15 protein-coding genes are annotated in these 21655 nt (G+C 60.3%); 12 read left to right on the forward strand and 3 right to left on the reverse strand.

From position 1 onward, the window contains the following. The first annotated feature begins 80 nt into the window (after positions 1-80). Positions 81-1124 (forward strand): linear amide C-N hydrolase, encoded by a 1044-nt coding sequence (locus DWW03_RS06315; RefSeq protein WP_022061902.1) that lies wholly within the window; start codon positions 81-83, stop codon positions 1122-1124. A 104-nt stretch (positions 1125-1228) separates the two neighbouring features. On the opposite strand, the gene DWW03_RS06320 is transcribed toward DWW03_RS06315, so the two are convergent. Beyond that, the gene (locus DWW03_RS06320; RefSeq protein WP_022061903.1) at positions 1229-2677 is read right to left on the reverse strand and encodes an acyloxyacyl hydrolase; all 1449 of its coding nucleotides are present in this window, start codon (positions 2675-2677) and stop codon (positions 1229-1231) included. 307 nt (positions 2678-2984) lie between these two features. On the opposite strand from DWW03_RS06320, the gene DWW03_RS06325 reads away from it, so the two are divergent. Further along, complete coding sequence (locus DWW03_RS06325) at positions 2985-3323, forward strand: hypothetical protein (protein WP_118406506.1); 339 nt, start codon at positions 2985-2987, stop codon at positions 3321-3323. A 218-nt stretch (positions 3324-3541) separates the two neighbouring features. Here the strand turns inward: DWW03_RS06325 and DWW03_RS06330 are convergent, their stop codons facing one another. After that, the gene (locus DWW03_RS06330; protein ID WP_118406507.1) at positions 3542-4936 is read right to left on the reverse strand and encodes an arginine decarboxylase; all 1395 of its coding nucleotides are present in this window, start codon (positions 4934-4936) and stop codon (positions 3542-3544) included. A gap of 219 nt (positions 4937-5155) precedes the next feature. Between DWW03_RS06330 and DWW03_RS06335 the strand changes: the two genes are divergently transcribed. Genes DWW03_RS06335 through secG form a run of 5 tightly spaced genes read left to right on the forward strand, consistent with a single transcriptional unit; the run spans position 5156 to position 8525 of the window. Then, positions 5156-5857, forward strand: a complete 702-nt coding sequence (locus DWW03_RS06335) for a hypothetical protein (RefSeq protein WP_118406542.1) — start codon at positions 5156-5158, stop codon at positions 5855-5857. Then, positions 5858-7081, forward strand: a complete 1224-nt coding sequence (locus tag DWW03_RS06340) for a sigma-54 interaction domain-containing protein (RefSeq protein WP_015545866.1) — start codon at positions 5858-5860, stop codon at positions 7079-7081. 28 nt (positions 7082-7109) lie between these two features. Further along, complete coding sequence (locus DWW03_RS06345) at positions 7110-7646, forward strand: LptE family protein (protein ID WP_022061206.1); 537 nt, start codon at positions 7110-7112, stop codon at positions 7644-7646. 12 nt (positions 7647-7658) lie between these two features. Then, positions 7659-8153 carry a hypothetical protein gene (locus DWW03_RS06350; RefSeq protein WP_118406508.1) on the forward strand — a complete coding sequence of 165 codons (495 nt, stop codon included), beginning with the start codon at positions 7659-7661 and terminating at the stop codon, positions 8151-8153. Positions 8154-8159: 6 nt separating this feature from the next. Further along, on the forward strand, positions 8160-8525 hold the full coding sequence (gene secG / locus DWW03_RS06355) for a preprotein translocase subunit SecG (RefSeq protein ID WP_015545868.1): 366 nt from the start codon (positions 8160-8162) through the stop codon (positions 8523-8525). Positions 8526-8870: 345 nt separating this feature from the next. On the opposite strand, the gene DWW03_RS06360 is transcribed toward secG, so the two are convergent. Further along, entirely contained in the window at positions 8871-10532 is a 1662-nt protein-coding gene (locus DWW03_RS06360; RefSeq protein ID WP_118406509.1) for a DUF6377 domain-containing protein, read from the reverse strand. Positions 10533-11069: 537 nt separating this feature from the next. Between DWW03_RS06360 and DWW03_RS06365 the strand changes: the two genes are divergently transcribed. The 5 genes from DWW03_RS06365 (at position 11070) to DWW03_RS06385 (ending at position 21606) form a co-directional block, all read left to right on the forward strand. Further along, positions 11070-14105, forward strand: a complete 3036-nt coding sequence (locus DWW03_RS06365) for a SusC/RagA family TonB-linked outer membrane protein (RefSeq protein ID WP_118406510.1) — start codon at positions 11070-11072, stop codon at positions 14103-14105. A gap of 21 nt (positions 14106-14126) precedes the next feature. Then, positions 14127-15674 carry a RagB/SusD family nutrient uptake outer membrane protein gene (locus tag DWW03_RS06370; RefSeq protein WP_022061211.1) on the forward strand — a complete coding sequence of 516 codons (1548 nt, stop codon included), beginning with the start codon at positions 14127-14129 and terminating at the stop codon, positions 15672-15674. A gap of 21 nt (positions 15675-15695) precedes the next feature. Further along, the gene (locus DWW03_RS06375; protein ID WP_022061212.1) at positions 15696-17210 is read left to right on the forward strand and encodes a glycoside hydrolase family 30 protein; all 1515 of its coding nucleotides are present in this window, start codon (positions 15696-15698) and stop codon (positions 17208-17210) included. A gap of 19 nt (positions 17211-17229) precedes the next feature. Then, the gene (locus DWW03_RS06380; RefSeq protein WP_022061213.1) at positions 17230-19293 is read left to right on the forward strand and encodes a DUF5125 domain-containing protein; all 2064 of its coding nucleotides are present in this window, start codon (positions 17230-17232) and stop codon (positions 19291-19293) included. A 78-nt stretch (positions 19294-19371) separates the two neighbouring features. After that, positions 19372-21606, forward strand: coding sequence for a glycoside hydrolase family 3 C-terminal domain-containing protein (locus tag DWW03_RS06385; protein WP_118406511.1), 2235 nt, complete (start codon positions 19372-19374; stop codon positions 21604-21606). Positions 21607-21655: the final 49 nt, after the last annotated feature.

The raw sequence follows: 21655 nt of genomic DNA on the forward strand, positions 1-21655 counted from the left end.
CAAATTTATTTCCTCCGGAAATGCGGGTTTAGCATCCGATTTGAAGCGGACGACGTGTGATTCCAAAATTTTCGCAGTCTATGAAAACACCTTTCCTGACGATGCTGTGCGCCGCTGCGCTGGCCGTCTTCCCTCCGCAGGCCGAAGCCTGCACCCGCGCCGTTTACCTCGGACCCGACGGCATGACCGTCACGGGCCGGACGATGGACTGGCGCGAAGATCCGCTCACCAACCTCTACATCTTCCCGCGGGGCGTCGTGCGTCGCGGTGCGAACACGGACAAGACCGTCTTCTGGACCTCGAAATACGGGTCGCTCTCGGCCGCCGGTTACGACATCGGCATCACCGACGGCATGAACGAAGCTGGGCTGGTCGCCAACCTGCTGTTCCTGCCCGAGTCGGTCTACGAACGTCCCGGCGACACGCGCCCCGTCATGGGGTTGAGCGTCTGGACGCAGTATGTGCTCGACAATTTCGCCACCGTGGACGAGGCCGTGGCCGAACTTTCGAAGGAGAAGTTCCGCATCGACGCTCCCGACCTGCCCAACGGCGTGCAGTCGCGGCTCCACCTGGCGATTTCCGATCCTTCGGGCGACAGCGCGATCTTCGAGTATCGCGACGGCAAACTGGAAATCCACCACGGACGGCAGTGTCAGGTGATGACCAATTCGCCCTTTTACGACGACCAGCTGGCGATTCTCGGCTACTGGCGGCAGATCGGCGGCCTGACGATGCTGCCGGGGACCAACCGCGCTTCGGACCGCTTCGTGCGGGCGTCGTTCTACATCGACGCCGTCGTGCAGACCTCCGACCCGAAGATCGCCGTGCCGGCCGTGATGTCGGTCATGCGCAACGTCTCGGTTCCCTACGGCATCTCCACGCCCGACAAGCCGCACATCGCCTCGACGCGCTGGCGCACGGTCTGCGACCAGAAGAACCGGGTCTACTATTTCGAACCGACGCTGGCCATGGAGACCTTTTGGGTCGACCTGGCGGCGATCGACTTTTCGGAGGGCAGCGGCGAGCGCATCCTCACGCTTGCCGGCGGGCAGACCTATGCGGGCGACGCCACGGCGAAATTACGGAAATCGGCCAAGCCCTTCGTCTTTCTTTTCGGAGTTTAGGGGGAACGTAAAATGCGCAATTTCGGCTTCGCTGAAACAATTGCACGATATTTACGTCAGCAAACTAAATAATTGTGAATTATGAATTGTGAATTGTGAATTGTTCAGCGGAGCCGCGGGTATTTGTTGTTGAACCGGTATCCGACGCCCAGCATCAGGAAGTTGGGCATGTGGAAATCGCGGAGACTGTAACCGATGTGGACGTAGGAACTGCGCGTCACGGCCACCTTCAGGGTAAGCATCTGGTAGAAGGCTTTCAGGTCGCCGCCCTTGTGCAGGAAGTTGGTTCCCAGACCGACCCCGATGTTGAAATAGGGCATCACGAACTCGGCACGGGCCGAGACGCCGAGCGCCAGCTGCCTGTCGACGCCGGGTTTCTCCACCGTCAGGTCGGCGCTGCTGCCCATCTCCACGATCTGGTCGGCGATGGCTACGTTGGCGCTGCCGTCGTACACGCCGTCGAGCGACACGCCTGCACGGAACTTGTAGCCGAAGTTATACATCGAGGCGAAGTTGAATCCCAGAACCGTGTAGGCATCCGGCGCGGCATACTGCTTGTCGCCCACTTCGATGCCTTTGCGCCGCCACGAGCCGAAGAACGTGAGGTCGTAGCTGAAATGGCGCGGGAATGCGGGGCAGACCGTCCGCGGGGCCATTTCGGACGACTTCCGTCCGAAATTGTAGGTCAGGCCCGCGCGCAGTCCCACGGCGTTGAGTCCCGCGTTGGGGAATTTGGTGTTGCCGTTGGAGAAGTGCGTGAGGCTCAGGCCCGCCGTGAAGTCCACCTCGCGCGTGACGCGCCAGTCGAGGAAGAAATCGGCGTTGAGATAGGCGTTCATCTTCGAACCCATCATCTTGTTGAGGGGGTTCACGGCGTCGTCGTAGGGTTTCCAGCCGAACGAGAGGCCGAAATTCCATTCATAGTTGAACGACAGCCGCGGGCTGATCCGTGCGATGCGCGCGCCCTGGAACAGGTAGACGGCGATCGGGTTTCCGAGTTCGTCGGGGTTTCCGAAGTCGTAGTAAGCGGCCCCGATGCCCTGATAGGCGCCGCCGTAAATTTGGTCGGGGATTGATCCGGGGCGGAACTGGAACGAGTAGCGGAGGTGTCCCGAGAGGGAGAGGTCGATGGGCTGTCCGGCGCGGTTCTCGCCTTCGACGAAGGGGTTGGTCGGGAAGATGTATTCAGGGCGGAACTCCGCGCCGATGCGGTGCATGAAACGACGCCCGGAAGCGGTCGTGTCGCGGGTCGGGACGATTGATCCGTCGGCGTAGCGGGTGGCTGACGCCCGCCCGGAACTGTGGGGTTGCGTCGCTGTCCGCCGCCCATGGAGGTATCCGGCTCGGTATCCCGCCTCGTATCCGGCTTTGTAGCTTGCGCGGCAGTCGTTGTCCCAGCCTTTGGGGATCGCTGCGCTGTCCGCCGCAATCACTTCGGCCGCCGTTTTTTCCATTCGCTCCGAACGCGGTTCCGAAGCCTGTGCCGGGCTGTTCAGAAACAACATGCCGAAGAGCGTATATTTCAGAATCGGGGCCCGCAAGGCAAATTTCATAGCAGGGTAGAAGTTCGAAAGTTTCGGCGAATATACAAATTTTCCCCGGAATCGAGACCGTTTCGGCCGGAATTGTCGCGAAGTTTTTTATCTATTATGTGAAATAACGGATTATTTTTAGTTGAAATGTGTAATTGAATATTTATATTTGTATAAGCGCCTGTACGGGTTTTGATGATCCAACTGGAGACCGGGAGGGAGACGGCGAGCCTGACATCCCGCTAACAGTTATTCTTACAGAAGATAAATATGCTGTATGTATCGGCGTGGGTGTCGCTTCATACAGTGCAAAATATCGGGAAGCAAGATGAAAGAGACGGATACTATGCAGTCGTATAAATACCTGCAAGCCATTTTTGGGGACAAGTGGGTCGATTGGGGCGTGAGCGTCGGGTTTCTCCTGCTCATCGCGAGTTGGTTCGTTCCGCGGAATACGGTGGATTTCTTGGTTGATTTCATCGTTACGGGGCTTATGCTGGTTGTGGCGATCCGGATCGGCTGTGTGATCGTCCGTGTCCGCCGGGGTGATGAATTGTCGCGGGAGTCCGCCCGGTCGGTTCGTTTCCGGGAGGTGATGGGCAATGTCGTCTTTCTCTCGTTTTTTGTCATTGCATTACTGCTGATCGCCTGGCGTTATTTGCGGTAGCGATCCGGCCGAATGCCACTAAAAAATCCACCTTGGAAGAGGTGGATTTTTTAGTGGCGGAATATGCGGCTTAATACCCGAGTATGCGCAGCGTCGAGCGGTAGGATTGCTCCCTGGCGAACAGGTCGCCCGAAGTGTAAGTCCCCCTTCTCAAAGGGGGATTTAGGGGGGGATTGTCTGTGCGGTGTATTGCACGCGCCCCGTCGGGGCGTTCGGATTTAGTACCCGAGTATGCGCAGCATCGAGCGGTAGGACTGCTCCTTGGCGAACAGGCGCGTGTAATACTCGTTGTCCGACTTGTCGCGGTCGATGATCACGTGCTTGGGTGCGGGGATCAGGCAGTGCTGGATGCCGCCGAAGCCGCCGAGCGACTCCTGGTAGGCTCCCGTGTGGAAAAATCCGATGTACTGCGTGTTGCCCGCTTCGAGTTTGGGCAGGAAGATGGCGCTGGTGTGGCACTCCGAGTTGTAGAAGTCCTCGCTGTCGCAGGTCAGCCCGCCGAGCAGCACGCGCTGGTATTCCTTGTCCCAGTTGTTCACGGCCAGCATGATGTAACGCTGGTTGATGCCCCACGTGTCGGGCAGGGTGGTGATGAACGACGAGTCGATCATGTACCAGTTCTCGCGGTCGTTCTGCTGTTTCTGGTTGACGATCGAGTAGAGCACCGCGCCGCTTTCGCCCACGGTGAACGAGCCGAATTCGGTGAAGATGTTGGGTTCCTCGACGCCGTTGCGTTGGCAGATGTTCTTGATCTGCGCCACGATCTCCTCGGTGAGGTACTCGTAGTCGTATTCGAAGTTGAGCGAGTTCTTGATCGGGAAACCGCCGCCGATGTTGAGGCTGTCCAGCTCGGGACAGATGGCCTTCAGCTCGCAGTAGACGTTCATGCACTTCGACAGCTCGTTCCAGTAGTAGGCCGTGTCCTTGATGCCGGTGTTGATGAAGAAATGCAGCATCTTGAGCTGGAATTTCTTGCTGTTGCGGAGTTTTGCCTTGTAGAAATCGACGATGTCGTTGTAGCGGATTCCCAGCCGCGAGGTGTAGAAGTCGAACTTGGGTTCCTCCTCGCAGGCGATGCGGATGCCGACCTTGCACTTCTTGGTGAACGAGTCCTCGAACAGCTCCAGCTCCTCCTTGTTGTCCAGCACGGGGATCGTGTTCGAGAAACCGTCGTTGACGAGCTGGGCGATATTCTCGACGTACTGCGGGCGTTTGAAACCGTTGCAGATGATGTAGCGGTCCTTGTCGATGATGCCGCCGTCGTAGAGGGCGTTGATGATGTGGATGTCGTAGGCCGACGAGGTTTCCAGATGGATGTCGTTCTTCATGGCCTCTTCCAGCACGAACGAGAAGTGGCTCGACTTGGTGCAGTAGCAATAGTTGTACGAACCCTTGTAGTCGACCTTCGCCATCGCCACGTTGAACATGCGCTTGGCGCGGTTGATCTGCTGGGAGATCTTCGGCAGGTAGGTGATTTTGAGCGGAGTTCCGTACTGTTTGATCAGTTCCATCAGCGGAATGTCGTGGAAATTCAGCTCGTTGTCCTCGACGGAGAACTCATCCTGCGGGAAATCGAACGATTGTTCGATCAGGTCGATGTACTTGTCTTTCATGGCTCGTTCGGTAAAGTTTTTACAATCCGGCCCGGTTACTTTGCAATTTTCGGGCGAAAGTAGCTCGCCCGGATTTTGGAAAAAATCGGGATGCAAAATAGGCGAATATTTTTCGGATAACCAACACTTTGCCCGATTATTTTGAAAAAGCCCTCCGGAATATTGCTTTTTCCGCTGAAAAAGGGTAATTTTGAACCCGGATTTAAAGGATTTTCAACCGTGCTGATTCATACCCTGATACAATATCTGGAGTCGCACAGGCGGCTCGTCGTACCCCAACTCGGAACGTTCATCGTCAAGGAGCCGGGCCGGAGCGTCGTCTTTTCGGAACTGCTCAAGCGCGACGACGGCGTGCTGCGGGGGCTTCTCCGCGCCGAGGGGATGGGCGAACTGGAGGCCGCGGGCGAGATCGACCGCTTCGTTTTCGAGATCCGCCACGCCGTGGAGCATGGCTCGGAGTACCGCCTGGAGGGCTTCGGGGTGATGAAACCCGGTCCCAATGCGACCATCGCCTTCGTCTACGAGCCGCAACCCGCGTCGGAATCCCCCGTGCAAGAACCGGCTGCCGGGAAACGTCAGCCGCTGCAACCCGAGAAGGTGGCCGAGGCCGTCAAGACGGCTTTCACGGAGCCGCGCGTGTCGACTTCGGCGAAGATGAATCCCGATCCTTCGGTGCGGGGGCTGCGCTACGGCAAGCCGCCGAAGAACACCGATGCCTACCGCTACGTCGACCGCGTGCCGCGCCGCCGCGCCGACCGGTTCATCTGGATCGCCGTGATCGCCGCCCTGCTGGCCGTGGCGGCCATCGCCTTCGGACTTTGGCGCGACGCCCGGGAGAAGCAGGCCGAAAACGAATACATCGAACTTCCGCAGGCGGCGGAACTCCCGTCCGCCGCGTCCCAACCCGAACAACTCAAATAAATGACAGAGATCACCACCGTAAAACAACGCTTCGGCATCATCGGCAACTCCCCGCTTCTGGACAGGGCGCTGGAGGTGGCCCTGCGTGTGGCCCCTACCGACCTGACGGTGCTCGTTACGGGCGAGAGCGGTGTGGGCAAGGAGTTTTTCCCGCAGGTTATCCACGCCTATTCCGCGCGCAAGCACAGCAAATACATCGCCGTCAACTGCGCGGCGATTCCCGAGGGTACGATCGACTCCGAACTGTTCGGCCACGAGAAAGGCTCCTTTACCGGCGCCGTGGAGGCCCGCAAGGGGTATTTCGAGGAGGCTGACGGCGGTACGATCTTCCTGGACGAGGTGGCCGAACTGCCGCATCCGACGCAGGCGCGCCTGCTGCGCGTGCTTCAGACGGGCGAGTATATCCGCGTCGGTTCGTCGAAGGTGCAGAAAACCAACGTCCGCGTGGTCGCCGCCACGAACATGAACCTCCAGGAGGCCATCGCCCAGGGGCGTTTCCGCGAGGACCTTTACTACCGTCTGGGGACGGTCCCCATCACGGTTCCCTCGCTGCGTGAACGCCCGGAGGACATTCCGCTGCTGTTCCGCAAGTTCGCCGCCGACGTGGCCGTGCAGTACCGCATGCCTGCCGTGACGCTCGACGATGCGGCGCGCGAGATGCTGAAGAACTACTACTGGCGGGGCAACATCCGCCAGCTGAAGAACGTCGCCGAGCAGATTTCGGCCATCGAGCAGACCCGGGTGATCACCTCCGAGGTGCTGGCGAAATACCTGCCCCCGCAGGGCGGGGGCGCGCCGATGGCCGCCGGGACGATGCGCATGGACGACACGATGTCGACCGAGCGCGAACTGCTCTACAAGGTGCTGTTCGACATGCGCGCCGACATCAACGACCTCAAGCGGATGATCTCCGAACTGATGAAGGGCGGCGTGCCGTGCCCCGAGCCGGTCCGTGACGTCAAGGCCCTGCTGCCGACCACGGCGCAGAGCAGCTACGTTCCGGCCGTCGCTTCCTATCCCCAGCCTCCGGTCTATGCCGAGAGCGAGGAGGTGACCGACGAGCCGCCCCGCGAGATGACCAAGGCCGACATGCAGCGCGAGCAGATCATCCGCGCCCTGCGCCGCAACAACGGCCGTCGCCGCGAGGCCGCTGCCGAACTTTTCATGTCGGAGCGCACACTATACCGCAAGATAAAGGAGTTAGGAATTGAAGACAATTCCTGACTCCAATTAAAAATTAAGAATTAAAAGAATGCGCAGATTCCGAGATAATTTTTCATTTTTCATTTTCCGTTTTTCATTGCTGGCTATCGCCGCGGTGATGACCGGCTGCGGCGTGTCCATCAAATACTCGCTGTCGGGCGCCTCGATTCCGCCCGACGCCAAGACCTTTTCGGTGGCCTACTTCCCCAACAACGCCACGATGGTGTCGCCGATTTTGAGTTCCACGCTCACCGAGGCGCTGGTCGACATGTTCACGCGCCGCACGCGCCTGATGCAGGTCGACGAGGGCGGCGACTTCGCCTTCGAGGGCGAGATCGTCAACTATACCTCGACGACGGCTTCGGTTTCGAGCGACGACTACGCCCTGCTCAACCGCTTGACGATCACCGTCAAGGTGCGCTTCACCAACGCCCTCGACGAGAAGATGTCGTTCAACCGCACCTTCCAGGCCTACGAGGACTACGACTCCACGAAACTGCTTACGGAGGTCGAAGGCGAGCTGATCCCCCAGATCGTCGACAAGATCGTGACCGACATTTTCCAGGCCGCGGCCTCCAACTGGTAATTCCGACGCGCGATGTCCGACCTGAAAACATACTTTGCGGCGCCCGGCCGGGCGGAGACGCCTTCCGCTGCCGAAGCCGGGGACCTTGCGGTGCGCTTCCCGTGGTTCCTTCCGGGGCGTATCCTGCGCGAGACGCTTACGGGCGAATCCGATCCACGGGTGGCGCTGACGGCCCCGTGGCGGGCCGAGAGTTCGCTGCGCAGGGCCGCCGTCGACGCCTCGGCGCTCACGCAGCTCTCCTCGGAGGAGATCATCGACCGTTTCCTTCAGGAAGAGGACCTGCGCATCGTCGCCGGCGAGGGCGAACCCGAGGAGGAGGTCGTTCTGCAGCCCGAACTGGACGACGACGACGAGGTGGTCACCGAGGAGCTGGCCGAAATCTATCTCGCTCAAGGCCTTCGGGACAAGTCCGTGGCGATTTATCGCAAATTAAGTTTGCGAAATCCCGAAAAAAGTGTTTACTTTGCCGAACTTATTGGCAAAATAGAAAACAATATTAAAATTTAAGGTAATATGTTATACACGATTTGCATTGCCCTGATACTCGTTGCGAGCGTACTGGTGATCCTGGCGGTATTGGTGCAGAACCCCAAGAGCGGCATGGCCGCCAATTTCGGCGCGTCGAACCAGGTGATGGGTGTGCGCGAGACTACGAACTTCCTGGAGAAATTCACCTGGTCGATGGCTATTGCCATCGTGGTTTTGAGCCTTGCGGCTACGTTGGCCATGGACCGCGGTCTGGTCGCCGACAGCAATTTGGAGATTTCGAAGGACGCCAAGGCGCTTCAGGAGCGGGTCATCGAATCCGAGGCCGCCGCTACGATGCCGCAGGCCGAGATTCCCTCTGCCGGACAGACCGAGCAGCAGCAGGCCGAGTAGCCTCCGCGCTCCGTCCGGAAACGCCGGAGGGGGGGGGAGACCTCGCCGTTATAGAAGACCGTGGATTCTTTCCGCGGTCTTTTTTTCGCCCGTCCGGAGGAGGTCCCGCATGGGACGATTCATCGGGGGCCGGAACGGTCCCGCAACAGAGACCCCGGAGGGGCCGCCTTGCAATATCCGAGGTTGTTTGCCTCCCGGAACGGGACGGTGAATTCCCGCCCGTGTTTTGCGCCCGGCCGGAACCTCTCCGATTCATGTATTGGAAAAGCCCGCGGGATGCTCCGCGGGCTTTTTTTGTGCCGCTTCGAATCGCTCCGGGAGGAGCCCCCCCCTGGGCGAAAACGGTCAGAGATGCTGCGGACTGAAAGCCCCGATGGTCTTGATCCGCTCCTCGAAATCGTCGCGCGAGACGAGCGTGTGCCCCTTGATCTTCGACCGGTAGTTGTAGATCGTGCTCACGGAGTAACGCAGCAGCGCGGCGATTTTCGACGAGTCGTTGATGCCCAGCCGGATCAGCGCGAAGATGCGCAGCTCGGTCGTCAGCAGCTCGCCCTTTTTCGGCTCGATGCGCGCCTCCTTGTCCAGCAGGGAGTTGAAATCCTCGATGAACGTGGGGTAGAGTTGCAGGAACGTCGTGTCGAAGTTGCGGTAAAACTCCTCCAGTTCGCGGCTGTCGCCGTCGGTCGGGGAGTACTCCTTCCGCAGTTCGTCGACGCGGCCGTCGCGCAGCAGGCGGCGTACGTGGCGGCGCGAGTCGATGATCTTGTCGATGTACTCCGAGCACATCGTCAGGAAGATGCCGATATACTCCTCCTTCACTTCGTTGGCCTCTGAAATCTGGCTGTTCAGTCCTGCCAGTCGCTTGTTGATGTGCTGGAGGTCTTTGTTCGAGATGTTGAGCCGGTTGTTGGCCTGCTGCAATTCGAGCCGCGCGAGGTTCAGCTTGCGGTTCTGCCGCAGGACGAAGACCACGCCCCCGAGGGCCAGCAGCATGAAGCAGCCGATCGACACGACGAAGATGTTGTACATGGCGTCCATCCGCTGCCGCCGGACCCGGTAGGCCTCTTCGATGACGTGCAGCGCCAGTGCGTCCTGCCACGGGCGGAGCCGCGAATTGAAGAACCGTGCGTCGTCCATCACGATCCGCATGTAACGCATGGCGCGCTGGATGTTGTCGTCGTCGAGCAGCGTGTTGGCGAGGCTTTTCAGTGCGGCGTTGTCGCGGATCGCCAGCTGGATGTCGGTCATCGCCGAGCGTGCGAACCACACCTGCGCCGTGGGCGTGTCGTCCATCAGGTCCGCCACGAGGGCGCGCATGTACGACGCCTCGGCATATTCGCGCGAAAGGGGTTGCAGGGTGCTGCACAGCCGTTCGGAAATCTCCACGGCCTGCGGGTAGTCGCGGGCGCCGATCGCCTGGCGGAGCCGGAAGTTGAGGTGCGTGACCGACTCCGGTTCGGTGTTCTCCACGATCAGCTGGGCGTAGATCACCGTAAGCCGCCACGATTCGTGTCCCTGCGCCGAGTCGTGGGAGTAGAGCTGGAGTTCGTCGTTGAGTTTGTGGCGGGCGATGTAGTAGTCGACCAGCTGCCTGCGGTCCAGCGCCGTGGTGTCGACCAGTTTCAGCATGTTCGCCGCTTCGAGGTAGATACCCGCCGAACTGTACAGGTAGGCCAGCTGGATACGGCTCTCGTTGAGGTGCCCCGCGTCGTTCATGCGTGTCGCCAGGGCGATGTTGCGGTAGAGGTAGTCGATGGTCGAATCGGCCTGGTAGGGGGTGTATTCGTCGATCAGCTGCTGGTTGAGGATGTAGCGCTGGGCGTCCGAGAAATCCGATTTCCGGAGGATGTTTTTCAGCGATTCGATCCGCTGTTCGCGTCCGGCGATGTAGGAGTCCCGGTGCGAAAGGGTGGCGTCGAGCTGTGAAAGCACGCTTTTCAGGTCGTTTTGTGCCGAGGCGGCGAGCGTTGCGGCGAGCAGCAGTACGGTTGACAGAAGGTTTCTCATGTGCGGACGGTTCACGGTTTGTTCCTGACAAAGATCGGAAAAAGGACGGATGGTTCCAAGACCGAATCGGGTACGGTGCGGTACTTTCCGGCTGATAAAAGTGTCGTTACGGCACCAAAGATAGGAATAATCCCGGGAAAATCAATACCGGGCGGCGCGCTTTCCGCCGGTCGGACCGTCCGGCCGTTTTTCCCGGCAGGACAGGCGGCCGGCCCGGCGAACGGAACGTGCTCCGGGAGCCGGATTTATTTAAAATATTTTATTATATGCCGTTTCCAGGGTTCCGAGGCGGTTGTGAAAATTCCGATCAATCTACTTTTTTTTGCAATCGTCAAATAATTAATATATTGAATATCAAGTAGGTGTATTTTTATAAACGGGTTTTGAGTTTACAATTTGCTGTTTAATTTTTTTTCATGTCGCGGAGGATAGTTACTTTTATTTAAACGGAAATAAGGCGATGAAGTGTCGATTTTTTAAGAACTGCGCCTTACCTATTTATAATATTAACTTAAAACTTAAAAACCTTAAATTCCTATGGCACATTTTTGCAAGAAACTGCAAGCGGACTGCCGGAGAGGGTGGATGCTGGCACTGACGGCGATGCTGATCGTCTTTGCGCCGGCGGCCTTCGCCCAGTCGGCGCCGACAGTGACGGGAACGGTCACCGACCAGTCGGGACAGCCCGTTATCGGAGCCACGATCATCGAGCAGGGAACTACGAACGGCGCTACGACGGGCGTGGACGGCTCTTATTCCCTCAAACTGCGAGGGGGGGGGAATTCTGCTAACCTGATTTTCCAGTCGCTCGGATTCGTTTCGCAGACGGTCGCCGTGAACGGCCGCACGAAGATCGACGTGAAACTCGCCGAAGACGCCGTGGCCCTCGACGCCGTGGTGGCGATCGGTTACGGCACGGTCAAGCAGAAGGACCTCACGACGGCCGTTTCGGTCGTCAAGACCGACGACCTGGCCCGCCGCCCGATCACCTCGGCCTCGGGCGCCCTTCAGGGCAAAGCCGCCGGCGTGCAGGTCATCCAGCCCAACGGCTCGCCCGGACAGGGCATGGTGGTCCGCGTCCGCGGCGCTTCGTCCATCTCGTCGAGCAACGACCCGCTCTATGTGGTCGACGGCGTTCCCGTGGGCGAAGGAAACTACGCCATCGCTTACCTCTCTCCCAACGAAATCGAGTCGATGCAGGTGCTGAAGGACGCCTCGTCGGCCGCCATCTACGGTTCGCGCGCCGCCAACGGCGTGGTGCTCATCACCACCAAGCAGGGCAGCCGGAAACGGGGCCCCGAGATTTCGTTCTCGACCTTCGTCGGCATTTCGAAGGTGACCAAGAGCTACGACGTGCTCAATGCCCGGCAGTACCGCGACCTGATGGAGGAGAACGGCGCCGTGTCGGGGCTTCCGGCCGATCTGACCGACCGGACCGACTGGTTCGACGAAACCTACTCGACGGGCGTCAACCAGAACTACCAGTTCTCGGTCTCCAACGGCGATGAAAACTCGTCCTATTACCTCGGCGGCGGCTACACCAACGAAAAGGGCATCATCAACACCACTTCTTCGGACCGTTACAACGTGAAGGCCAGCTTCGACAAGAAGATTTTCAAATGGGTTTCGGCCAACGCCTCGACGACTTTCTCGCACTACACCACCAAGGGCACGATCATCTCGGGTCAGGGCGCCAACCGCGCCGGCGTGGTGGTGTCGGCCATCACGACCCCGACCTACGCGCCGATCTGGGACCCCGAGAATCCCCAGCAGTTCTACAATAATTTTTACGGCGCCAACCTCACCTCGCCGCGTGAGAACATGGCCCGCACGGATTACAACCAGGATGTCACCGACCGCCTGCTGCTCTCCGGCGGCCTGACGTTCTACCTGGCCAAGGATCTGACCTTCAAGTCGACGGTTTCGATGGACCGCCGCTGGGTCCACTCGTCGTCGTTCCTCGACCCGATCCGCACCTCCTACGGACGGACGCAGCACGGAACCGCCTCGGACACCCGTTCCGACGATATGCGCATGATTTACGACAACATCCTGACCTGGAACAAATCGTTCGACCGCCACAGCCTCGAAGTGATGGCCGGCACGTCGGCCACGACCTCCGTGTGGGAGCAGTTGAGCGGCTCGCGCTCCTATTTCTCCTCGACCAACAACAACGCCATTCCCAACCTGAACGGCGGTAACAACGGCGGCGTCCGCGGCCAGAGCTACGGCAAATCGGAGTGGTCGATCATGTCCTATCTGGCGCGCGTGTCGTACAACTACGACAGCAAGTACCTCGTGACGGCCAATTTCCGCGCCGACGGTTCCTCGAAGCTGGCTCCCGGCCACCGCTGGGGTTACTTCCCCTCGTTCTCGGCCGCGTGGCGTATCTCGGGAGAGAAGTTCCTGCGCGACGTGTCGTGGATCAACGACCTGAAACTGCGCGCCGGCTGGGGACAGACCGGTAACCAGGCGGGCCTGGCGGAGTACGGCTGGATGCAGCAGTACAGCACCAACTACTACGACTGGACGCTGACCGAGAACGCGCAGGCCGTGCCGACGGTCGGCGGTCGCAAGAACATCAAGAATCAGGACCTTACGTGGGAGACCTCTTCGCAGACCAATGTCGGACTCGATTTCGCGCTGCTGAACAACCGCCTGAACCTGTCGCTCGACTATTACTACAAGTACACCAAGGACATGCTGATGGACGTGCCGCTGCCGTCGCCCTATCCGAGCATCTACCGCAACGACGGCGAGATGTCGAACCAGGGCTTCGAGATCACCCTTTCGTCGGTCAACATCGCCCGGAAGGATTTCAACTGGTCGACCGACCTGAACGTTTCGCTCAACCGCAACAAGGTCGAAAAACTCAACCTGAAGCAGGTATACTACTACGCCACGACCTCCGACGCGACCAACGACAACGTCGTGCGCATGACTCCGGGCCACCCGCTTTCGATGTTCTGGGGCTATGTCTCCAAGGGGGTCGATCCCGAGACGGGCGACCTGGTTTACGAGGACCGCAACGGCGACGGCGAGATCACGCCGCTGGACAAGACCTGGATCGGCAACGCCAATCCCAAGTTCACCTTCGGCATGACCAACAACTTCTCGTGGAAGGGGCTTAACCTGAACATTCTGATCACGGGCTCCTACGGCAACGACATTTTCAACGCCTCGCGCATCGAGACCGAGGGCATGGCTTCGGCCAACAACCAGACCACCACGGTCCTGCGGCGCTGGCGCATTCCGGGCCAGCAGACCGACGTGTTCCGCTCGGACAACCCCGCCTGGAACGTGAAGAATTCGTCCTACTGGGTCGAGGATGGCTCCTACCTCAAGGTGAAGAACATCACCCTGTCGTACGACATCACCTCGCCGAAGCTCAAGCGCATCAACATCACGCGCATCCAGCCTTACATTTCGCTCCAGAACTTCATCACCTGGACCGGCTATTCGGGCTACGATCCCGAGGTGAGCCAGTCGGAAAGCGCCACGCAAATGGGCATCGACTGGGGAACCTATCCCAACGTGCGCACGGTCGTCGTGGGTCTGAATCTTACTTTCTAACCGCTGAAAAAAGAACCGATTATGAAAAAGATATTTTTAATTGCCGCGGGTCTCTCGCTGGGGGTTGCCACCACGTCGTGCAGCCTTGAGAAATTCCCCGAGACGATGTATGCCGAGAACAACACCTCCGGCACGGGCGACAGCGAGACGGCCATCAACACCCGCGAACTGCTCGAAGGCCAGCTTACGGCCATGTACAACTACATGAAGGGCGACCTTCAGACCTACTGGTATCAGCTGACCACGCTCGCCGAGGCGCGCGCCGACAATGCCTACGGCGGCAACATGGCCGAGACGAAGGTCGTCAGCGTCGAGTCGAACCACATCGACAGCGACAACGAATTCGCCTCGAACCTGTGGAACTACTCGATGAACGCCGTGGACTATGCCAACCAGGTCATCTGCAACATCGATCTGGTGAAGGAGAACGATCCGTCGCTCACCGACAAGGAGTATCAGGAGTGGCTCTCCGAAGCGCTCTGCTGGCGTGCCTATATCTGGATGAACATGATGCAGCTTTTCGGAGAAATCCCGATGCTGACCGAAATCCCGCCCGCCATCAACGCCGGGAACGTCGAGGAGGTCTATCCGCTCTATTTCCCGGCCCGCGTGTCGAAGCAGACCGTCGGCGAGCAGATCGTCAAGGACATCGAGGAGTATGCCTGCAAATACGCCCCCGACATGGACGCTTCGAACAAGTTCCGCATCACCAAGGGTTTCGCCTACGGCCTGATGGCCCGTTTCTACTCCATGCGCGAGTTCCGCGACTGGTCGAAGGTCGTCTCGGCCTGCGAAGCGGTCGAAGGGATGGGGTACAGCCTTTGCGACAAGTACGGCGACCTGTGGGCCTACACCACCGGCGATACGGGCATGGCTGCGATGAACACCCGCGAGTCGATTTTCGAGGTGCAGTGGACCAGCCAGACCTCGGGTTCGTGGATGTGGATGATGTTCCACCGCAACGCCTATGTCCCGGGCGACAGTTTCTCGTGGGCCAAGTGGTGCACGCCGTCGCGTAACCTGACGAAGGCTTACGACGCCGAGGGCGACACCGAGCGCAAGAATGCGTCGGTCGTCTACGACGAATGCGGCTGGTCGTACCACTATCCGAGCGACGAATACGCTTTCATGCACAAGTTCCCGACCAACGTGACCCCGGTTTACCTGATGCGTCTGGCCGAGATCCGGCTCCTGCATGCCGAAGCGCTGGCCAATACGGACGATCCGGGAGGCGCCGCCGACATCGTGGACGAGATCCGCGGCCGCGCCGGCATTGGCAAGCTGACTGCGGCGCAGCGCGCGTCGGCCGACCTGATGCGCGAAGCCGTGCTCCACGAACGCCGTCTGGAACTGGCCATGGAGGGCTTCCGCTGGTTCGACCTGATGCGTTACGGCGACGACTATTCGAAACTGTTCGAAATCTGCGACGGCGTCAACATCAAAGGCTCGGCGTCCTACGACTCCTACTTCCAGACCCGCCGCGCGATGAACGACAACCGCGTGCTGATGCCGGTGCCGACTTCAGTGCTGGAGGATAACACCAACATCGAACAAAACCTGGGCTATTAACCTTAAAATTGCGATTCTGCCATGAAATTTACGATCAATAACAACCTGCGCCTGCTGACCTGCCCGCTGCTGCTCGCCGGAGCCGTATGCTGTTCCAGCGGGAACGATGGCGACACGCCGGCTCCCGGTCCTGGCCCCGATCCCTCGCCCGTGACGGGCGATGTTCTCGCCTACGTCACCTCGGCCGACGGCAACCGCCTGTTCACGGAGGAGGGACTCGACTACTCGAAGGTCTCGATGTCGCCCTACCGGGTCACGATCGACCCCTCGACGACCTACCAGACCGTCGACGGTTTCGGCCCGGCCATCACCGGCGCCACGTGCTACAACCTGCTGCAAATGTCGCAGGCCGACCGCACGGCGATCCTCCGGAAGTGCTTCGACCCCGAGACCGGAGCCGGTTTCAGCTTTATCCGCGTGCATATCGGCGGCTCGGACTTCTCGATGGACGAATACACCTGCTGCGACCGGGAGGGCATCGAATTCTTCGCCATTCCCGCCGTGGAGAAGGATGGCATCTTTCCGGTGCTGAAAGAGATTCTGGAGATCAATCCCGAAATCAAGATCATGGGTTCGCCGTGGTCGTGCCCCAAATGGATGAAGGGCACGGTCGCCGACCCCTCGAAACCCTACGATTCGTGGACCGGCGGGCGTCTCAATCCCGCCTATTACGACGATTACGCCGAGTATTTCGTGCAGTGGGTGACCGAGATGGAGGAGAACGGATTCCCGATCTACGCCATCACGATGCAGAACGAGCCGCTGAACAAGGGCAATTCGATGTCGCTCTACATGCCGTGGGAGGACCAGCTGGCCTTCGTCAAGAAGCTCGGCCCGGCATTCCGCAAGGCGGGCATCGACACCAAGATCCTCTGCTACGACCACAACTACAACTACGATAACGTCGCCGGCCAGCAGAACTACCCGCTCAACATCTACGCCGACGCCGATGCTGCGCAGTGGGTCGATGGCTCGGCCTGGCACAACTACGGGGGCAGCGTGAGCGAGCTGGACAACATCCGCGCCGCCGCGCCCGACAAGACGATCTACTTCACCGAGGCCTCGATCGGCACGTGGAACTACAATTTCGAGAGCTGCGTGATCGACGACTTCGAGTCGATCTTCCTGGGGACGCTGAGCCGCTACGGCAAAGGGGTTCTGCTGTGGAACCTGATGCTCGACGACAAGGGCGCTCCGAACCGTCCTGGAGGCTGTACGACCTGCTACGGGGCCATCGAGATCAGTTCGTCGGATTACAAGACGCTCAAGTACAACAGCCACTATTACGACCTGGCCCAGTGCGCCAAGGTCATCCGGCCGGGTGCCGTGCGCATCGGCGCGTCGGGTTACACGGCGTCGGGGCTGACCTACCTGGCCTTCCGGAATCCCGACGGATCGAAAGCCTTCGTGGCGCTCAACAGGAGCGCCGGCGAACAGACCGTCGCCGTGTATGAAAACGCCGACCGTTCGTTCAAATACACCATCCCGGCCAAGTCGATCGCCTCGTTCCGCTGGGGCGCCGGAGCCGAAAACTAACCTTTAAAATTCGCAGAACATGAAAACGCTGAAATACATCGCACTGTCGCTGCTCGTCGCTGCCTCGACGACGGCGTGCAAGGACGATCCCGAACTGCTCACCACCGACGTCGGTCCCGAGATGACCGTCGTTTCGGCCGATGCGTCGGGCGTCTACGGCGGCAAGGTCGACTTCGAGGTGACGATGACCGACCGCTATGCGCTCTCGACGCTCAAGGCGCAGGTATTCTTCGACGACGAGATGGTCGCCGAGGAGGTGATCCGCACCAAAAGCGACGGAACCTACACGGGGGCTGTGACGCTTCCCTTCTACAAGAACATTCCCGACGGCGAGGCCACGCTGCGCTTTGTGGGGCAGAACGTGCGCTTCGGAACGACGACCGTCGACCGGCCGCTCGCCGTATCGCGTCCCAAGCCCGCCTACCTGACGTTCTTCCTCGATGACGCGGAGTACCGCATGGAGCCTACGGGTAACGACTACGAATACGCCGTGACGGACGAGTTCCCGCAGAAGCCGCAGGGCTACATCGCGACGCCCGAACTCGACGCCGCTGGCTCGGTGGTGACCTTCGGCTACGACTCCGGGGCCGGCGGCATCGTCTCCGATTCCACCGACGCCATTCCCTTCGCCAATTCGAATGCCGGGGAGTTCACGATCACCTTCAACCTGCTGACCTTCGAGGGGTCTCCTTTCATCAAGCTGCTCTTCGGCGAGACGGAGATGACGATGGTCGACAATGACAATTACAGCATCGTCACCACGCTGACCGAGGGCCGGACCTACACGCTGACGGGCGTTTCGGACTTCGCCGACTGGGATGTGGACCGCGACTTCTTCGAACGCGCCGATGTTTCCGATCCCGAGACGCTGACCTTCCTGCCGATGACGGGCATGTACAAGGTGACGGCCAATTTCAAACACAGCTACCTGCGTATCGAGGCCATGAAGTCGGCCACGGAGTATGCGTCGCTCGCCGCCGACGGTTCGGGCAATGCGATCTGGACGGTCGGAGCCGGTATCGGCAAACCCGTCATCAAGAACGGCGACGGTTGGGATATGGGCTCCACGGGCTTGTGTCTGGCTCGCGTTGCGGACAAGAAATTCCAGATCTCGCTGGTGGCCGGCGTTTCGATCAACGCTTCGAACTTCGACTTCAAGTTCTTCTGGCCGAAGGACTGGGACAAGGGCGAATTCCTGGGTAAGACGGATGCCTCGTTTGCCAATCCCTACGGGGTCCTGACCACTACCAGCGATTTGATCGAGATTTCCGACGGTGGCAACTTGGGGCTTGCCGAGGGCAAGACGCTCGACTTGGGCGGTATCTACCGCTTCACGATCGACGTTTCAGGCGGCACGATGGCCGCGGTGCTGACCGTCGAGAAAGTGGGCGAGCAGGAGCTTCCGCCCGCCGACATCACCGTCAACGGAACGCCGATGGCCCAGCTCGACGTGGACAACTACCAGCTGGACCTCGACCTGACGCAGGGCCAGACGCTGACGCTGGGCGGCGCCGACGCCTTCACGCCGGCGTGGATCAATCCCGACTTCTTCGAGGCGGCCTCCGCGACGAGCGTCAAGCTGGTCCCCGTCACGGGCAAATACCGCATCACGGCCAATCTGGCGACCCGGGTGATTGATGCGCTGGTGCTCAACGCCGACGGCTCGGGGCTTGCCACGTTGAGCGACGACGGCCACGGGGCGGTTTATTTCATCGGCTACGGCATCGGTTCGCCCGCGGCCGTGAACGAACCGGGCTGGACCACCGAAAAGGGCGTCTGCGTGCCCGAATCCGCTCCCGGCATCTACACGATGACGGCCCAGGCGGGTCTGGAAGGCAGCACGACCCTCGGACAGCGTTTCCGCGTGAGCGGCTGGAGCGGCAAGTTCTTCCGGAACCGCGGCTGGGACGGTCTGGGAGCCTTCACGCTGGCGCCGGGCGCCGAGGCGTTCTTCTCGATCGCCGGGGACGGCAACATCGAGATCGCCTCGGGAGTCACCCTTGAGGAGGGCGCGACCTATCGTCTGACACTCGACGTGACGGCGGGAAAAGACAACCCCGTTTTGTCGCTGGTTAAGAAATAATCGTTAATTTTGCAAACGGAGTGCGCGGCCTCTCGACTGTGCACTCCGTTTGTGAATATGCACTAATCCATTCCAGACATGAAAAATAAAATTCTGTTGAAGAGTCTCGCCGGGCTGTGCGCCCTGGCGGCGGTCGCCTGCGGAGGCGGGCCGGGGCCGCAGGGCAGCGTCGCCGTCTACCTCGACGAGTCGCAGCCGATCGAAAAGCGGGTCGAAGACGCCCTTTCGCGCATGACCCTCGAAGAGAAGGTCGCCATCCTGCATGCGCAGTCGAAATTCTCGTCGGCGGGCGTTCCGCGCCTGGGCATTCCCGAGGTGTGGTGCACCGACGGCCCTCACGGCATCCGCCCCGAGGTCCTGTGGGACGAATGGGATCAGGCCGGCTGGACGAACGACTCCTGCACGGCTTTCCCGGCGCTGACGTGCCTTGCCGCGACGTGGAATCCCGAAATGTCGGCGCTGTATGGCAAATCCATCGGCGAGGAGGCGCGCTACCGCGAGAAGGACATCCTGCTGGGACCCGGCGTGAACATCTACCGCACGCCGCTCAACGGCCGCAATTTCGAGTACATGGGCGAGGACCCCTACCTCTCCTCGCGGATGGTCGTTCCCTACATCGAGGAGGTGCAGAAGAACGGCGTTGCCGCCTGCGTGAAACATTTCGCACTCAATAACCAGGAGACCCACCGCCACGGCATCGACGTCGAGGTCGACGACCGTGCGTTGAACGAGATCTATCTCCCGGCGTTTAAAGCCGCCGTTCAGGAGGGCGGCGCATGGGCCGTCATGGGCGCCTACAATAAATACAAGGGAGAGCATTGCTGCCACAACCGCTACCTGCTGAACGACATTCTGAAACGCGACTGGGCCTTCGACGGCGTGGTCGTCTCCGACTGGGGCGGCACGCACGACACGAAGCAGGCCGCCGAGAACGGTCTCGACATGGAGTTCGGTTCGTGGACCGACGGTTTGAGCTGGGGTGCCAGCAACGCCTACGACAACTATTACCTCGCCGCCCCCTACCTCGATATGCTCCGCAAGGGCGAGGCTTCGACGGCGACGCTCGACGACAAGGCGCGCCGGGTGCTGCGGCTGATTTTCCGCACGGCGATGAACACCCGCAAACCGTTCGGGTCGCTCAATTCGCCCGAACATCTGGCCGCTGCGCGCCGTATCGCCGGCGAGGGCATGGTGCTGCTGAAAAACGAGGGCGGGGTGCTGCCCATCGACCTCGGGCGTGCGAAGACCATCGCCGTCGTGGGCGAGAATGCGATCAAGATGATGACCGTGGGCGGCGGCTCCTCGTCGCTCAAGGTGCGGCACGAATATACGCCGCTCGAAGGCATCCGCGCCGCTGCGGCCGGCAAAGCCGAGGTGATCTACGAACGCGGCTACGTCGGCGACGTGACGGGCGACTACAACGGGGTGAAGACCGGGCAGGATTTGAGCGAGAGCCGTTCCGAGGCGCAGCTGATCGCCGATGCCGCGGCCGCGGCCCGCAAGGCCGACGCGGTGATCTTCGTCGGGGGGCTGAACAAGAGCAACCACCAGGACTGCGAAGGCGACGACCGCCTGCAATACGGCCTGCCGTATGCGCAGGACAAAGTGATCGGGGCGCTGGCCGAAGCCAATCCCAATCTGGCGGTGGTGATCGTCTCGGGCAACGCCGTGGCGATGCCGTGGATCGACCGTGTTCCGGCGGTGCTGGAGGCGTGGTTCTCGGGTTCCGAGGCGGGCAATGCGCTTGCCGACGTGGTGTTCGGTGCGGTGAACCCTTCGGGCAAGCTGCCCTTCACGTTCCCCGTGCGGCTGGAGGACAACGGCGCGCATGCGCTGGGCGAATACCCGGGCGCGGACAAGGTGAAGTATAACGAGAGCATCTTCGTCGGTTACCGCTGGCACGACAAGGAGCAGCTCAAGCCGCTGTTCGCCTTCGGCCACGGGTTGAGCTACACCGCCTTCGCCGTCGGCAACGTGAAGGCCGACCGTACGACGCTCGCCCCGAACGGCAGCATCCGTATTTCGGCCGACGTGACCAACACGGGCGACCGTGCGGGCGCCGAGGTCGTGCAGCTTTACATCGGCGACGAGCAGTCGTCGCTGCCGCGTCCCGTGAAGGAGCTGAAAGGTTTTCAGAAAGTTTCGCTGAATCCCGGGCAGACGCGGACCGTGACTTTCGAGATCACCCCCGGGATGTTGCAGTACTACGACGACGCAAAGGGTGCGTGGGTGGCCGAGCCGGGCGCGTTCACGGCCTATGTGGGCGCCGCGTCGGACGATATTCGCGGCACGGTGGAATTCGAGTTGAAATGATTCCGCAGCCGGAAAGGAGAAGTCCGCGACCTCTGACAGGTCGCGGACT

The sequence above is a fragment of the Alistipes sp. AF14-19 genome, from assembly GCF_003461645.1.
Lineage (GTDB): Bacteria > Bacteroidota > Bacteroidia > Bacteroidales > Rikenellaceae > Alistipes > Alistipes shahii.

Excerpts from the sequence above, each read along its gene's own strand:
- DWW03_RS06320 (WP_022061903.1), bottom strand. The coding sequence starts at position 2,677 with ATGAAATTTGCCTTGCGGGCCCCGATTCTGAAATATACGCTCTTCGGC.
- secG (WP_015545868.1), top strand. The coding sequence starts at position 8,160 with ATGTTATACACGATTTGCATTGCCCTGATACTCGTTGCGAGCGTACTG.
- DWW03_RS06315 (WP_022061902.1), top strand. The coding sequence starts at position 81 with ATGAAAACACCTTTCCTGACGATGCTGTGCGCCGCTGCGCTGGCCGTC.
- DWW03_RS06330 (WP_118406507.1), bottom strand. The coding sequence starts at position 4,936 with ATGAAAGACAAGTACATCGACCTGATCGAACAATCGTTCGATTTCCCG.
- DWW03_RS06360 (WP_118406509.1), bottom strand. The coding sequence starts at position 10,532 with ATGAGAAACCTTCTGTCAACCGTACTGCTGCTCGCCGCAACGCTCGCC.
- DWW03_RS06370 (WP_022061211.1), top strand. The coding sequence starts at position 14,127 with ATGAAAAAGATATTTTTAATTGCCGCGGGTCTCTCGCTGGGGGTTGCC.
- DWW03_RS06365 (WP_118406510.1), top strand. The coding sequence starts at position 11,070 with ATGGCACATTTTTGCAAGAAACTGCAAGCGGACTGCCGGAGAGGGTGG.
- DWW03_RS06345 (WP_022061206.1), top strand. The coding sequence starts at position 7,110 with ATGCGCAGATTCCGAGATAATTTTTCATTTTTCATTTTCCGTTTTTCA.
- DWW03_RS06380 (WP_022061213.1), top strand. The coding sequence starts at position 17,230 with ATGAAAACGCTGAAATACATCGCACTGTCGCTGCTCGTCGCTGCCTCG.
- DWW03_RS06375 (WP_022061212.1), top strand. The coding sequence starts at position 15,696 with ATGAAATTTACGATCAATAACAACCTGCGCCTGCTGACCTGCCCGCTG.
- DWW03_RS06325 (WP_118406506.1), top strand. The coding sequence starts at position 2,985 with ATGAAAGAGACGGATACTATGCAGTCGTATAAATACCTGCAAGCCATT.
- DWW03_RS06350 (WP_118406508.1), top strand. The coding sequence starts at position 7,659 with ATGTCCGACCTGAAAACATACTTTGCGGCGCCCGGCCGGGCGGAGACG.
- DWW03_RS06340 (WP_015545866.1), top strand. The coding sequence starts at position 5,858 with ATGACAGAGATCACCACCGTAAAACAACGCTTCGGCATCATCGGCAAC.
- DWW03_RS06385 (WP_118406511.1), top strand. The coding sequence starts at position 19,372 with ATGAAAAATAAAATTCTGTTGAAGAGTCTCGCCGGGCTGTGCGCCCTG.